At 73.0% G+C, this 14,010-nt stretch carries 7 protein-coding genes; 5 read left to right on the top strand and 2 right to left on the bottom strand.

Annotated features, from left to right (window positions below; all coding sequences use genetic code 11):
* Positions 1-71: 71 nt before the first annotated feature.
* On the top strand, positions 72-4,157 hold the full coding sequence (hrpA, locus tag ACQYVW_RS14580) for an ATP-dependent RNA helicase HrpA (protein ID WP_434947580.1): 4,086 nt from the start codon (positions 72-74) through the stop codon (positions 4,155-4,157).
* A gap of 139 nt (positions 4,158-4,296) precedes the next feature.
* On the opposite strand, the gene ACQYVW_RS14585 is transcribed toward hrpA, so the two are convergent.
* Positions 4,297-4,806 (bottom strand): hypothetical protein, encoded by a 510-nt coding sequence (locus ACQYVW_RS14585; RefSeq protein WP_434937033.1) that lies wholly within the window; start codon positions 4,804-4,806, stop codon positions 4,297-4,299.
* Positions 4,807-4,943: 137 nt separating this feature from the next.
* On the opposite strand from ACQYVW_RS14585, the gene ACQYVW_RS14590 reads away from it, so the two are divergent.
* Entirely contained in the window at positions 4,944-7,022 is a 2,079-nt protein-coding gene (locus ACQYVW_RS14590; protein ID WP_434947581.1) for a RelA/SpoT family protein, read from the top strand.
* 100 nt (positions 7,023-7,122) lie between these two features.
* A complete protein-coding gene (locus ACQYVW_RS14595; RefSeq protein WP_434947493.1) occupies positions 7,123-8,652 on the top strand; it encodes a hypothetical protein in 1,530 nt (509 codons plus the stop codon).
* A 134-nt stretch (positions 8,653-8,786) separates the two neighbouring features.
* Here ACQYVW_RS14595 and ACQYVW_RS14600 read toward each other — a convergent pair whose 3' ends face one another.
* The gene (locus ACQYVW_RS14600; protein ID WP_434947494.1) at positions 8,787-10,901 is read right to left on the bottom strand and encodes a glycosyltransferase; all 2,115 of its coding nucleotides are present in this window, start codon (positions 10,899-10,901) and stop codon (positions 8,787-8,789) included.
* Between the two features lie 126 nt (positions 10,902-11,027).
* Between ACQYVW_RS14600 and mrcB the strand changes: the two genes are divergently transcribed.
* Positions 11,028-13,484, top strand: coding sequence for a penicillin-binding protein 1B (gene mrcB / locus ACQYVW_RS14605; protein WP_434947495.1), 2,457 nt, complete (start codon positions 11,028-11,030; stop codon positions 13,482-13,484).
* Positions 13,485-13,490: 6 nt separating this feature from the next.
* Positions 13,491-14,009 (top strand): tetratricopeptide repeat protein, encoded by a 519-nt coding sequence (locus ACQYVW_RS14610; protein ID WP_434947496.1) that lies wholly within the window; start codon positions 13,491-13,493, stop codon positions 14,007-14,009.
* Position 14,010 lies beyond the last annotated feature (1 nt).

Below are 14,010 nucleotides of genomic sequence, written 5' to 3' on the forward strand. Positions count from 1 at the left end.
AGGTGGTTTTGGCGACAATAGGCGAATGCACGCGGGATATGTGAATGATTGTCGCGGTTGCAAGGGTGCCGGTGGAGTCTAGGCGCGCCCCTGCGACGGATGCGTTAAAGCAGGCACGGCGCGCCATCGACGGCGCGCTGTCGCGCGACCGCGGGCGCCTGCAGGCGCTGTGGTCGCGCTGGAACGGCCAGCCCGGCCAGGGCGATGCGGAGGCGGCGTTCGCCGCTGCGCTGCAGGCCTCGGTGCGGGCGCGCGAAGCCCGGGCCGCGCGCCTGCCGGCCGCGGCGGTGGCCGCGGAACTGCCGATCGCCGGCAAGGCTGAGGAGATCGTGGCCCTGGTCCGCGCCCACCAGGTGGTGGTGGTCGCCGGCGAGACCGGTTCGGGCAAGACCACCCAGCTGCCCAAGCTGTGCCTGCAGGCCGGTCGCGGCGCGGCCGGCATGATCGGCTGCACCCAGCCGCGGCGGATCGCGGCGCGCGCGGTCGCGCGCCGCGTCGCCGAGGAACTGCAGGTACCGATGGGCGGCCTGGTGGGCTACCAGGTGCGCTTCAACGACAACGTCTCGGACGACACCGCGGTCAAGTTCATGACCGACGGCATCCTGCTGGCCGAGATCGCCTCCGACCGCTGGCTCTCGCGCTACGACACGATCATCGTCGACGAGGCGCACGAGCGCAGCCTCAACATCGACTTCCTGCTCGGCTACCTCAAGCAGCTGCTGCGCAAGCGCCGCGACCTCAAGCTGATCGTCACCTCGGCCACGATCGATACCGAACGTTTCTCGCGGCATTTCGACGACGCGCCGGTGGTGAACGTGGAAGGGCGCGGCTATCCGGTGGAGGTGCGCTGGCGGCCGCTGGAGGAGCTGTCCAGCGATGAGGGCGAGGGGGCGGCCGGGGCGCCGGCGGGCGGGCGCGGCCGCTCCGATGCGGACGGCGGCATTTCGGTGCTCGACGGCATCGTCGCCGCCTGCGACGAGATCGCGCGCGAGCGCGGCACCGGCGACACCCTGGTGTTCCTGCCGGGCGAGCGCGAGATCCGCGACGCGCACCAGGCGCTGGAGCGGCGCAAGTACCGCCATACCGAAGTGGTGCCGCTGTACGCGCGGCTGTCGGCGCGCGACCAGGACCGGGTATTCAATCCGGGGCCGCAGCGACGCATCGTGCTGGCCACCAACGTGGCCGAGACCTCGCTGACGGTGCCGCGCATCCACTACGTGGTCGATCCCGGCCTGGCCCGGGTCAAGCGCTACAGTCCGCGCCAGAAGCTGGACCGGCTGCACATCGAGCCGGTGGCGCAGGCCAGCGCCGACCAGCGCAAGGGGCGCTGCGGGCGCATCGCGCCGGGCACCTGCATCCGCCTGTATTCGGAAGCCGACTTCCTCTCGCGCCCGCAATACACCGATCCTGAGATCCGCCGCGCCGCGCTGGCCGGGGTGATCCTGCGCATGCTGTCGCTGGGGCTGGGTGATATCGACGCCTTCCCCTTCGTCGAACCGCCCGATCCGCGCGCGGTGGCCGACGGCTGGCAGCAGCTGACCGAACTGGGCGCGATCGACGCGCAGCGCCGCCTCACCGGGATCGGCCGGCAGATGGCGCGGCTGCCGGTGGACGTGAAGCTGGCGCGCATGCTGATCGCCGCGCAGCGCCACGGCTGCCTGCAGGAGATGCTGGCGATCGCCTCGTTCCTCGGCATCCAGGACCCGCGCGAGCGTCCCGCGGACCAGCGCGCGGCCGCGGACAACGCGCATGCGCTGTTCGGCGATCCGAAGAGCGAGTTCGTCGGCATCCTCAGGCTCTGGGAGGCCTATCGCGCCTCGCACGAGGAACTGACGCAGTCGCAGCTTCGCAAGTGGTGCGAGAAGCATTTCCTCGGCTTCCTGCGCATGCGCGAATGGCGCGAGCTGCATCGGCAGCTCAAGCTGCAGTGCGAGGAGTTGTGGCCCGACGTGGCCGCGGCCGCCGGTCACGCCGGCGGCGCAGGCCGGGCGCGAAGGGGCCGACGTCGCGGCGAGCCGGGTCCGGGTCCGGTCGAGGGATCGGGTTCCCATGCGAAGCCCGCGCCCGAAGCGCCGGTCGACGAGGCCGCGCGCTACGCCCTGCTGCATCGTGCCCTGGTCGCCGGGCTGCCGACGCAGATCGGCCACCTGGTCGAGCGCGGCCTCTACGAAGGCCCGCGCGGCCGCCGCTTCCAGCTGTTCCCGGGTTCGGCGCTGGCGCGCAAGCCGCCGCCGTGGGTGCTGTCGGCCACCCTGCTCGATACCGAGAAGGTCTGGGCCATCACCAATGCCGCGATCGAGCCGGACTGGGCGATCGCGGAGCTGCCCCACCTGCTGGCGCGGCGCCATCACGATCCGCGCTGGTCGCGTTCCCAGGGACGCGTGCTGGGCAGCGAGCAGGTCAGCCTGTTCGGCCTGGTGCTGGCGCCGAAGAAGCCGGTGGACTACGGCCGCCTGTACCCGGCCGAGGCGCGCGAACTGTTCCTGCGCGACGGCCTGGTGGCGGGCGAGATCAATCTGCGCAGCCCCTTCCTGGCGCGCAACCTCAAGACCCTGGAGGCCGCGCGGGAGGAAGAGGCCAAACAGCGCCGTGCCGGCCTGGTGGTGGACGAGGACTGGATGCGGCAGTGGTATGCCGACCGCGTGGCGCCGGACATCGTCGACGCGCGCTCGCTGGATGCCTGGTACGGCAAGCTGCCGCCGGAGCGCCGGCGTGCGCTGGAATGGACGCGCGACGAGCTGCTGATGGGCGAGGGCGCCGATGCGGTGCGCTTCCCGGCGTTCATCGCGCTGGGCGACGCGCGCCTGGCGGTGCGCTACCGCTTCGAACCGGGCGCGCCCGACGACGGCATGACCGCCTCGGTGCCGCTGCACCTGCTCAACGCGCTCGACCCGGCACGGCTGTCCTGGCTGGCGCCGGGCTTCGTCGCCGACAAGGCGGCGGCGCTGATCCGCGGGCTGCCCAAGGCGCTACGCCGCAACTTCGTGCCGGCGCCGGATTTCGCCCGCGCCTTCGCCGAAGCGCATGGGCCCGCCGAGGCCGATGCCTTCACCGGCGCGCTGGCGCGCTTTCTCGCGCGCATGACCGGGGTGCAATTGCTGCCCGCCGATTTCGACGAGTCGTCGCTCGAGCCGCACCTGCGCGCCAACCTGCGCCTGGTCGATGTGCGCGGGCGCGGCGGCGGCCAGGTGCTGGCCGAGTCGCGGGACCTGGACGAACTGCGCCAGCGTTTCGGCGCGCGCGCGGCCGAGGCGTTCTCCGCGCATGCGGCCGAAGGCTTGGCGCAGGTGGGTCTGCGTGAGTTCCCGGCCACGCCGATCCCGCTGTCGGTGCCTGGCGCCGGCGGCGTACCGGCCTGGCCGGCGCTCGAGGATGCGGGCGACAGCGCCTCGCTGGCCGTGCATGCCGACCGGGCGCTGGCGGCGCGCCTGCATCCGCAGGGCGTGCGCCGGCTGCTGGTCATCGCCTTGCAGGACAAGCTGAAGCAGGCGCGCAAGCAGTTGCCGGTGCAGCCGAAAACCGCGCTGCTGTACGCCGCGATCGAATCGGCCGGCGAGGTGCGCCGCGACGCGCGGGGCGGCGATCGCCTGCGCGAGGACCTGGTCGATGGCGCGCTGGCGGCCTTGCTGGCCGATGGCCTCGGTGCGATCCGCGACCCGGCCGCGTTCGCCGAGCGCCGCGATGCCGCGGCCCGCGCCCTGTTCGGAGAAGCGATGGCGCGGCTGCAGCAGGCCGAAACGATCCTGGCGCTGGTGGCCGAGGTGCGCGCGCGGCTGGAATCCAGGCTGATCGGCTGGGCCCGCGCCAACCTGGACGACATGCAGGCGCACCTGGCGGCCCTGGCGCACCCGGGCTTCCTGCGCGACGCGCCGGCGGCTGCATTGGCCGCGTATCCGCGCTATCTCAAGGCCCTGTCGGCCCGCGCCGAGCGCGCGCAGCGCGATCCGCTGCGCGACCAGCAGCGCATGCTCGACCTCAAGCCCCTGGCCGACGCGCTGGCCGCGGCGGAGGCCGCCGGTCGCGGCAGCGCCGAGGCGCGTGGCGAACTGCGCTGGGAGCTGGAGGAGGTGCGCGTGGCGACCTATGCGCAGGAGCTGGCCGCCCGCGGCGGCGCGACCGCCAAGAAGCTAGCGGCGAGGATCGCCGCACTGGAGTGAGGCAGTCCGCCTCGGCGCCAGGGAGTGTCATCCGGCGCTTGCCGATATCACCGGTCGGTGCGCACCGGCGATGCGCATTCGACCGTTGCCGTTCGGCGGTCGCCGCACCGCAGGACTAAGGGCGGCGCCGCCGAGGCGCTTATTCGACCCGCTGCACCTTGGCCTGGGTGTTGTAGCCGTCCACCCGCAGCCACCAGACGCCCAGCGCGCCGGGCTTGATCCGCACCCTGGGGTTGGCCTTGCGCACGCCGGCCATGCTGGTGGCATCGGTCTGCTCCCAGACCTGGCCGTTGTCGAGGGTGTAGCGCTTGCGACTGCCAAAGCCGGTGAACTCGCCCGCGAGGCTGGCCTCGATCGGCTCCTCGGAGCCGAAGTGGAAGAAGCCGCGATTCTTCTCGACCACTTCCTTGCGGCCTTCTTCGCGTGCCTGCTCGACCGCAGCCGCCACCGCGACCGAGGCCTGCTGCTGCACGCGGCGGTCGAGCCATGCGTTGAGCCGGGCGAGTTCGTCGGCGCTGAGCTTCTCCAGGCCGGCGGCCCGGAATTCCTCGGCGCTCATCGCCTGTTCCAGTGGCGGCGCGTCCTGCGCGAAGGACAGCGCGGGCCAGGCAAGCAGGGTGGCCAGCAGCAGGGAGCGGATCGGTCGCATGGCTGTTCCTCTCGACGGGAGGCGGCTAGTGTAGGACCTCCCTCCACAGATGATGCGGTGCCGCTGTGACCTCCGGCCTGGACCACTGGCTTGCCGCGCCTGCGGCCGCGGCGATCGCGCCGGCGCTGCGCGAGGCCATGCGGGCCGCGGGCCAGGGCCTGGACGACGCGCCGGCCACCGCCGCCGTGCTGGCCGACACGCTGGCATCACTGGCCCTGCTCGGTGCCGATGGCGACTCGGTGGCCGCGGCGATCCTGTTCGAACTGCCGCAGCTGGCGGCGCGGGTGGAGCCGATCCTGCCGGCCAGGCACGCTTCGGTCGCCGCCCTGCTCGAGGGCCAGCGTGCGGCCAACCAGGTCTGGACCCTGCACGCGGAGGCCAGCGGCGCCGGCAACACCGAAGGCCTGCGCCGGCTGCTGCTGGCGATCGTGCGCGACCTGCGCGTGGTGCCGATCCTGCTGGCGCGCCAGCTGGCGCGGATGCGCCACGCCGATGCGCTGCCGGAGTCCGAGCGGCAGGCGCTGGCCCGCCTCACCCGCGACATCCTCGCGCCACTGGCCAACCGGCTGGGCATCTGGCAGCTCAAGTGGGAGCTCGAGGACCTGGCTTTCCGCCATCTGGAACCGGAGACCTACCGGCGCATCGCCGCCCTGCTCGACGACAAGCGCGCCGGGCGCGAGCGCTACATCGCCCAGGTCAGCGCCGAGCTGGGGCGCGCGCTGCAGGCCCAGGGCATCGCCGCCGACATCGCCGGACGCGCCAAGCACATCTACAGCATCTGGAAGAAGATGCGGAAGAAGGACGTGCCGATCGGCGAACTCTACGACCTGCGCGCGGTGCGGGTGCTGGTCGAGGACCTCCCCGCCTGCTACGCCGCCCTGGGCGTGGTGCACGCGCTGTGGGCACCCGTGCCTGGCGAGTTCGACGACTACATCGCGCGCCCCAAGAACAACGACTATCGTTCGCTGCACACCGCGGTCGTGGGCCCGGAAGGCAAGACCCTCGAGGTCCAGATCCGTACTCGCGAGATGCACGAACAGGCCGAGCTGGGCGTGGCCGCGCACTGGCGCTACAAGGAGACCGGCGGCTCGCAGCGTTCGGCCGCCGGCAACGCCGCGATCGAGCGCAAGATCGAATGGATGCGGCGGCTGCTGGAGGCGCACGCGGAGGGCGAGGAAGGGGCGGCGCTGGCGCACGGTTTCGACACCGAACTGGTCGAGGACCGCATCTACGTGCTCACGCCGGCGGGCGAGGTGATCGACCTGCCCAGCGGGGCCACGCCGCTGGACTTCGCCTACCACGTGCACACCATGGTCGGGCATCGCTGCCGCGGCGCCAAGGTCGACGGGCGCATCGTGCCGCTCGACCACAAGCTGCGCAGCGGCGACCGCGTCGAGATCCTGACGGCCCGGGAACCCGAGCCGCGCCGCGACTGGCTGGTCGCGGCCAACGGCTTCCTGGCCAGTCCGCGCGCGCGAGAAAAGGTGCGCAGCTGGTTCCACCGGCTCGACCGCGACCGCAACCTGCATGCCGGGCGCGACATGCTCGATCGCGAACTGCGGCGCATGGGCCTGCTGCAGGCCGACCTGCAGCCGGTGCTGGCCAAGTTCAACGTGGCCACGGTCGACGACCTGCTGGTGCTGGTGGCGCTGGGGGACGTCGGCCCGCACCAGGTCGGGCGCGCGCTGCAGGACCATGAGCGTGCGCAGGCGCGCGCCGAAGGCGATGGCTCGCCGGAACCGCCTTCGCCGCGCCGGCGCGTGCCGAAGCCGGCGAGCGCGGGCTTTACCGTGGTCGGCGTGGGCAACCTGCTGGTGCAGGTGGCGCGCTGCTGCCAGCCGCTGCCGGGCGAGGCGATCGTCGGCTACCTCACCCGCACGCGCGGATTGACCGTGCACCGTGCCGATTGCGCCGCGTTCCAGCGCCTGGCCGCCGCGCAGCCGCAGCGGGTGCTCCCGGTCGACTGGGGACGGCAGGGTGGCGTGCACGAGGCTGCGGCGGTGGTCGATGCGGTGGACCGCAAGCACCTGCTGAAGGATGTGAGCAACGTGATCGCGCAGGAGGAGGCGCACGTGGTGTCGATCCGCGGCGAAGCCGGACGCCACGGCCGCGTGCGGCTGCGGTTGCGGCTGCGGGTGGAGGGCTACGAGCAGCTGTCGCGGGTGCTGGCCAAGCTCGACGGCCTGCCGGGCGTGGAGCAGGCCCGGCGCGAGTAGCGGCGCGGTCACGCACGCGTTCAGTCGTCCCGCGTACTCTGGCGCGGTGGGCAGCGAACACATCCCCGAGACAGCGGCTGGCGCGCGCCGGGAACCGGTCGTGGGCGACCTGCGTGGGCTGCGCCTGGAGCCGCGGCGCGCAGGCGGGCGCCCGCCGCCGCACGACGCGGGCCGGCGCTGGTGGATGGTCGGCGCCGTGGTGGGCGCCGTGGTGCTGCTTGCGCTGTGGATCGGCCGGGGACCGCTGGGGGACCGGCTCTGGCCGCAGGCCCGCGTGCATGAGCTGAGCGCGCAGGCGGGGCTGGCTCTTGCTCGCGGGCACCTGAGCGCCGCCGATGGCAGCGGCGCGCGCGAACTCTACGAAGCGGCCGTGGCGATGGACCCGGATCGCACCGAACCACGCGCGGGGCTGGCGCGGGTGGCCACGGCTGCCCTGGCGCGTGCACGCGAGGACCTGGCGGCCGACCGCCTGGCCGCGGCCCACGCCCATCTGCGGCTGGCGCGCGAACTGTCGGTGCCGCGCCAGCAGGCCGACCTGCTGGCCGAGTGCCTGCGCGAGCGCGAAGCTGCGCTGGCCGGCATCGACGGGCTGATCGAGCGCGCCGCGCGTGCCCATGCCGAGGGGCGCCTGCGCGAGGGCGACGACGCCGCGCTCGCGCTGTATGCGCGCGTGCTGGAACTGCAGCCCGCGCACGCGCAGGCCTTGCGCGGACGCGACGACGCCCTGGGAACGCTGCTCGACCAGGCCCGCGACCAGCTGCGCGTCGGCGATCTCGCCGCGGCGGCCGACGCCATCGCCACCGCGCGTCGCTACGACGCGGGACATGTCGACCTGCCCGACACGCAGGCGCGCTTCACCGAGGAACTGGACGCATTGCGCCGACGCGCCAGTGCCGATCTGCAGCGCGGCCGCATCGACGCCGCGGTCGCCGCCTGGCAGCGGCTCGCGCGGCTGGAGCCCGGCGACACGGCCGCGGTCGAGGGATTGCGGCAGGCGGCCGATGCCTATGCAGCGCGGTCCACGCGACTGGCGGCGGACTTCCGTTTCGCCGACGCCGCGCGCGCGCTGGACAAGGCACGCGCCCTGGCGGCCGAGGCGCCCGGCGTCGCCGCGGCGGAAGCGGCGATGGAGCGCGCGCAACGCCGGCACCGGCGCCTGCAGGCGCCGGCGACGGCGGCCGACCTCGCGCGCGTGCCCCAGCTGCTGCGCCAGGCCGCGGAAGCCGAGGCCCGCGGCCAGCTGCTGACCCCGCCTGGGGAGAGCGCCTACGACCGGCTGCGTGCCGCACAGGCGCTGGCCCCGCAGGATGCCGACGTGCGCCGCGCGATCGCACGCCTGCTGCCTTCCGCGCGCGACTGCTACGAGCGCGCGCTCAGCGCCAACAATCTGGCGCTGGCCAGACGCTGCCTGGAGGCGCGCGACGCGCTCGGCGAACAGCCTCGCAGCCTCGCGGCGGCGCAACGCAGGCTGGCCCTGCGCTGGCTCGCGATCGGGGACGAACGGCTGGCGGCAGGACAGCTGGGCCCTGCCACGGCCGCGCGGGATGCCGCGCGATCGCTGGATTCCTCGGCGCCGGGACTGGCCGAGTTCGACCGGCGCCTGCGCATCGCTTCCGGCGCGGGCCACTAGCCTCCGTGCCACGCCTTCGACCAGTGGCCCAGGCCACATCGGATCCTTGCGCGAGGGTGCGATGCGGCGCGGGCGTCCGGCCCGCCGCACGCATAGCCCTGCGGGAGGGGACGCAGGGGTGGCGCGACCGCCGATCAGCCTGCGGCCGCTCCATCCTCGAAGAAGATGCGCCTGACCGCCGCGCGCGCCGCGTCCGCGGAGAAGTGCCGCGCGATGTTGGCGTGGCCGTTGGCGCTCAGCCGGCGCCACAGCGACTCGTCGCCGTACAGGCGCAGGATCGCTTCGGCGAAGTCCTGTGCGCCGTCGGCAAGCAGTACGTCCACCTCGTGCTGCAGGTGCATGCCTTCAACCGCGACCGAGGTCGCGACCACCGGCTGGCCATGCGCCATGCTCAGGTTGACCTTGCCCTTGACGCCCGCGCCGACCCGCAGCGGCGCGATCGCAACGCGACAGCCCGCCATGTAGGGCGACAGGTCGGGCACATGCCCATGCACCAGCACACCCTCGCGCCGGGCGAGCGCCTGGATGTCCGGCGGCGGATCCATGCCGATGCAATGCAGTCGCACCCGGGGCAGGCGAGCGCGCACCAGCCCGAACACTTCGTCGCAGAACCAGCGCACCGCGTCGGCGTTGGGCGGATGCCTGAACCCGCCGACGAACACCAGGTCGTGCCGCTGCGCGAATGGAAGGCCGCCATCCGCGACCTCGTGCACGTTCGACAGCAGTTCGACCCGCACGCCGGGTGCCTGTGAGGCCAGCTCCGCCACCTCGGCCTGGCTGACCACGGTGGTGATGTCGCTGCCGGCCACCACTTCGAGCTCCAGCCGGCGCGTGCGCGCGGCATTGCGCAGCAGCACCGCGTCTCCCGCCAGCTGCGCGGTCCGCGTCTCGCGCACGTAGTGCAGGTCGACGCTGTCGAACACCAGCCGCGCGCCGGTGGCGTACTCCCGCAGCAGGGGCAGCAATGCGCGCATCACGTAGTGGCGACTGACCATGACCGTGCCGAACCGCGGTCCGTGCTGCTTCAGCCAGGCCGGCAGGCGCCGCACGAACGGCGCGTGCCAGACCTCGATGCCGAGCTGCTGCAGCGCCCGGGTATAGCGCCCGGCATGGGCGAGATCGGCGGGCAGGAACACCACGTGCGCGCCTTCCTCGCGCAGCAGCCGCATCAGGTTGACCAGGCGCAGCGATGCCGAATCGCGATCCGGCGCCGGCGTGGTCGAATCCACGACCAGTATCTGGCGCTGGCCGCGGTGCAGGGTGGCCGGCGTGGGGATGGTGCCCGGCGGCGGCTGCAGCGCCAGCGCGGCGGCGCGGTGGCGCGCGAACACGGCCTGGTTCCTCGCCTGCGCAGCCTTGGGGCCCTGCGAGACATCGGTGCCCGCGGTCGCGCCTTCGTCGTGCAGCACGCGGGCCGCGGGCTGGTAGCGCACGCGCAGCCCGGCGGCCCGCACGGCGAAAGCCAGGTCGGTGTCTTCGTAGTAGGCCGGGGCGTAGCGCGCATCGAAGCCGCCTACATCGCCGAACAGTTCGCGCGGGATCGCGATGGCGGCGCCGGACAGGTAGTCCGCCTCGCGCACGTAGGCAAAGCGCGGGTCGTCGGGGGATTCGAACCGTCCGTAGTTCCAGGCGCTGCCATCGGAGAAGACCACGCCGCCCGCTTCCTGCAGCCGCCCGTCCGGATACAGCAGCTGCGCGCCGGCCAGGCCGGTGTCCGGGTGCGTCCGGAACGTCTCGAGCAATGCATCGAGCCAGCCCGGCTGCGGGACGGTGTCGTTGTTGAGGAATACCAGCACGCGCCCGCGCGCTGCGGCCGCGCCCGCGTTGCAGGCGGCGATGAACCCCCCGTTGACCGCGCGCGCCACCACGCGGACGCCTTCCACCTGGGCGAGCCAGGCCAGGGTATCGTCCGGCGAGGCGTCGTCGACTACGACCACCTCCACCGCAGCGGCCGGCGGATGCGTCGCGATCGCGCGCAGGCAGGCCAGCGTATGCGGCCACTGGCCGTAGACCGGGATCACGATGCTGGCCTCGGGCGCCTGCGCTGCCGGCACCGAGAACGGCGCGAAGGGGCTGCGATCGGCGCCGAGCAGGGTGGCCGCCGCGGGTGCGGACGTGCGGCTGAAGTGCAGCTTCACCCGCTCCCAGGTCTGGCGCCAGCCACGCGTGCGCAGGCTGGCCGCGCCACGGCGCGCCAGGCTCTCGCCACGCACCAGCCACAGACGGATCTGCGCGAACGGCCTGCTCATCCGCATGCAACTCCAGCTGACCGCGCAACGGCAGCGGCCGGGCGGTGGGCAGGGGGGTGGGCTAGACTCGGCATCGCGCCGATTGTCGCATCCCGCGGCTGATTGCCGGTGCAGGCTGCAGGGTGCATGGCGCGAATCGAATACGACGAAGACGAAGAGGGCGGCAAGCGTCCGCCCGCGGGCGACTGGCGGCGCCGGGTCGTGACCTGGACCCTGGCCGCGATCGGCCTGGGGATCGGTTTCCTGGTGCCGTACACGCTGTACCTCAACCACCAGATCAGCGAGCGCTTCGGTGCGCTGCGGTGGCAGGTGCCCACGCGCGTGTACGCGCGACCGCTGCGGCTGGCGCCCGGGCTGGCGATGGACGCGCAGACGCTCAAGACCGAACTCGACGCCGCGTCGTACCGCGAGGGCGATGGCATCCGCCCCGGCACCTATGCCCGCGAGGACGGCCGCTGGACGATTTCCAGCCGCGGCTTCCGCGATGTGGACGGCGCCGTGGGACCGAGCCGCATCGAGGCGACGGTGTCCGGCGGCCGTGTGCGCACGCTCAAGGATCTCGGCGGCGGGCGCACGATCAAGTCCGCACGCCTGGACGCGGCCCGGATTGCCACGCTGTACGGACAGCAGCAGGAAGAGCGGCGCCTGGTCCGGGTCGAGGATGTGCCGGCGCTGGTAACCGACACCCTGCAGGCGGTCGAGGACCGCGACTTCGCCCACCACATCGGCATCGACCTCAGCGGCATGGCGCGCGCGGCCTGGGTCAACCTGCGTTCCGGCGAGAAGCGCCAGGGCGCCAGCACGCTCACCCAGCAGCTGGCGCGCAGCGGCCTGCTCGGCATCGGCCGCGAGCAGACCTGGAGCCGCAAGTTCAACGAGATCCTGTACGCGCTGCTGATGGAGGCGCGTTACGACAAGGGCACGATCCTCGAGGCCTACCTCAACCAGGTCTACCTCGGCCAGCGCGGCGCGCAGGCCATCCACGGCATGGCGGCAGGCGCGGAGTTCTGGTTCGGGCGCCGGCTCGAGGACCTGGACACCGAGCACATCGCGCTGCTGGTGGGCATGGTGCGCGGACCGTCCCATTACGATCCCCGGCGCCAGCCCGAGCGGGCCAAGACGCGGCGCGACTTCGTGCTGGCCAACATGCTGGAGACCGGCCTGATCGACCAGGCGGCGCACGATCGCGCCGTGGCCGCGCCGCTCGGCATCACCGCCACCCCCGGCAGCGTGGCCGCCAACCGCTTCCCGGCCTACGTCGACCTGGTGCGGCGGCAACTGGCCCGCGATTACCCGGCCGACGCCCTGCAGGGCGCCGGTCTGAGCGTGATGACGGGCATGTCGCCGTCGGCGCAGGCCTATGCCGAAGCGTCGGCCACGCGCACCCTCGAAGCGCTGCAGACCGGCAAGCGGCCGCCGCTGGAAACCGGCCTGATCGTCACCGACGTGCACGATGGCGAAGTGGTGGCGGTGGTCGGCAGCGGAACCCCCACCGTGCACGGCTTCAACCGCGCGGTCGAGGCGCGGCGGCCGGTCGGCTCGCTGCTCAAGCCCTTCGTCTACCTGCTGGCGCTGGCCAGTCCGCGCAACTGGTCGCTGGCGACCTGGGTGGACGACTCGCCGATCACGGTCACGCTGGAGAACGGCAAGCGCTGGTCGCCGGGCAATTCCGACGGCCGCAGCCATGGCACGGTGCGCACCATCGATGCGCTGGCGCGCTCGTACAACCAGGCCACGGTGCGCATCGGCATGCAGGTCGATCCGCGCCGCCTGGCCGACCTGGTGCGAACCCTGGCCGGAATCGAGGCCAGCGCCAATCCCTCGCTGATCCTGGGCTCGGTGGACCAGAGCCCCTACGCGATGGCGCAGCTCTACCAGTTCCTGGCCTCGGGCGGCGAGATCCAGCCGCTGCATGCGGTGCGCGGCGTGCTCGATCCGGAAGGCAACGTGGTCAAGCGCTACGACAAGGATCCGGCACCGGCGACCGAGGGCGATGCCATCGCAGCGCGCCTGGTGACGCTGGCGCTGCAGCACGCGGTGTCGTCCGGCACCGGGCGCCAGCTGGTCAACGACGGGCTGGGCCGGCTCAATGCCGCCGGCAAGACCGGCACCAGCAACGACGGCCGCGACAGCTGGTTCGCCGGCTGGACCGGCGATCACCTGGCCGTGGTCTGGGTGGGCAACGACCAGAACGAGCAGACCGGCCTGTACGGCGCCACCGGGGCGATGCGGATCTGGTCGGGCCTGTTCAAGCATCTGCCCAGCGCCGCGCTCCGGGTGGGCGACGAGGGGCTGGACTGGCAGTGGGTGTTGCAGTCCAATGCCACCGACGCCGAGTGCCCCGAAGCGCGCCGCTTCGCTTTCGTCTCCGGCTTCGCCCCGCCTTACCAGCCGTGCGCGGCGCTGCTGCCATCCGATCCGTATGCCGACCCCGCGCTGGAAGGCGAAGACGACGGGACCGGACGGCGCGGATGGCGCGAATGGTTCGGCTTCGGCCGCCGCGATCCGCAGCCCGCGCCGCAGCCCGAACCCGCGCCGGCCGAACCGGTGCCGGCGCAGCCGCTTCCCCCACCCAGCGAGTAGTCCCTGATGAAGTTCCCCTACGCCATCGCGGCGCTGGCCCTGGCCGTGCTGTCCGCCTGTTCCAGCACGCCGCCCGTCCAGGCGCCGGCAGCCCTCACCACGGCCACGCCCGAACAGATGATCGCCACCATCGACGCGGCGGCCGGCGATGGCGAGGGCGAACTCGCCGTGCAGCCGCTGCGCGATCCCATGGTCGAGGACCTGCGCGAACAGGCTCGCCAGGCGCGCTCGGAGTCCCGCCATGACGATGCGGCCACCGCGCTCGACCGCGCCCTCGAACTTGTCGCCGACGATCCGGCCCTGCTCCAGGAGCGCGCCGAGGCCGCGCTGCTGCAGCGCGATTTCGAGCGCGCCGGACAACTGGCCGAACGCGCCTTCGCGCTAGGTGCGCAGGTCGGCCCGCTGTGCCGCCGGCACTGGGCGACGATCGAGCAGGTGCGGCTGGTCCAGGGCGATGCCGAGGGCGCGCAGTCGGCGCAGGCCCAGGTCCTGGGCTGCAAGGTCGAGGGGCCGAGCCGTTTCTGAG

It is taken from the genome of Luteimonas campi (assembly GCF_051162505.1).
GTDB lineage: Bacteria > Pseudomonadota > Gammaproteobacteria > Xanthomonadales > Xanthomonadaceae > Luteimonas.

What these genes read in the sequence shown, in the direction of transcription:
- ACQYVW_RS14585 (WP_434937033.1), bottom strand. Translation starts at nt 4,806, where the DNA reads ATGCGACCGATCCGCTCCCTGCTGCTGGCCACCCTGCTTGCCTGGCCC.
- ACQYVW_RS14600 (WP_434947494.1), bottom strand. Translation starts at nt 10,901, where the DNA reads ATGAGCAGGCCGTTCGCGCAGATCCGTCTGTGGCTGGTGCGTGGCGAG.
- ACQYVW_RS14590 (WP_434947581.1), top strand. Translation starts at nt 4,944, where the DNA reads ATGCGGGCCGCGGGCCAGGGCCTGGACGACGCGCCGGCCACCGCCGCC.
- ACQYVW_RS14610 (WP_434947496.1), top strand. Translation starts at nt 13,491, where the DNA reads ATGAAGTTCCCCTACGCCATCGCGGCGCTGGCCCTGGCCGTGCTGTCC.
- mrcB (WP_434947495.1), top strand. Translation starts at nt 11,028, where the DNA reads ATGGCGCGAATCGAATACGACGAAGACGAAGAGGGCGGCAAGCGTCCG.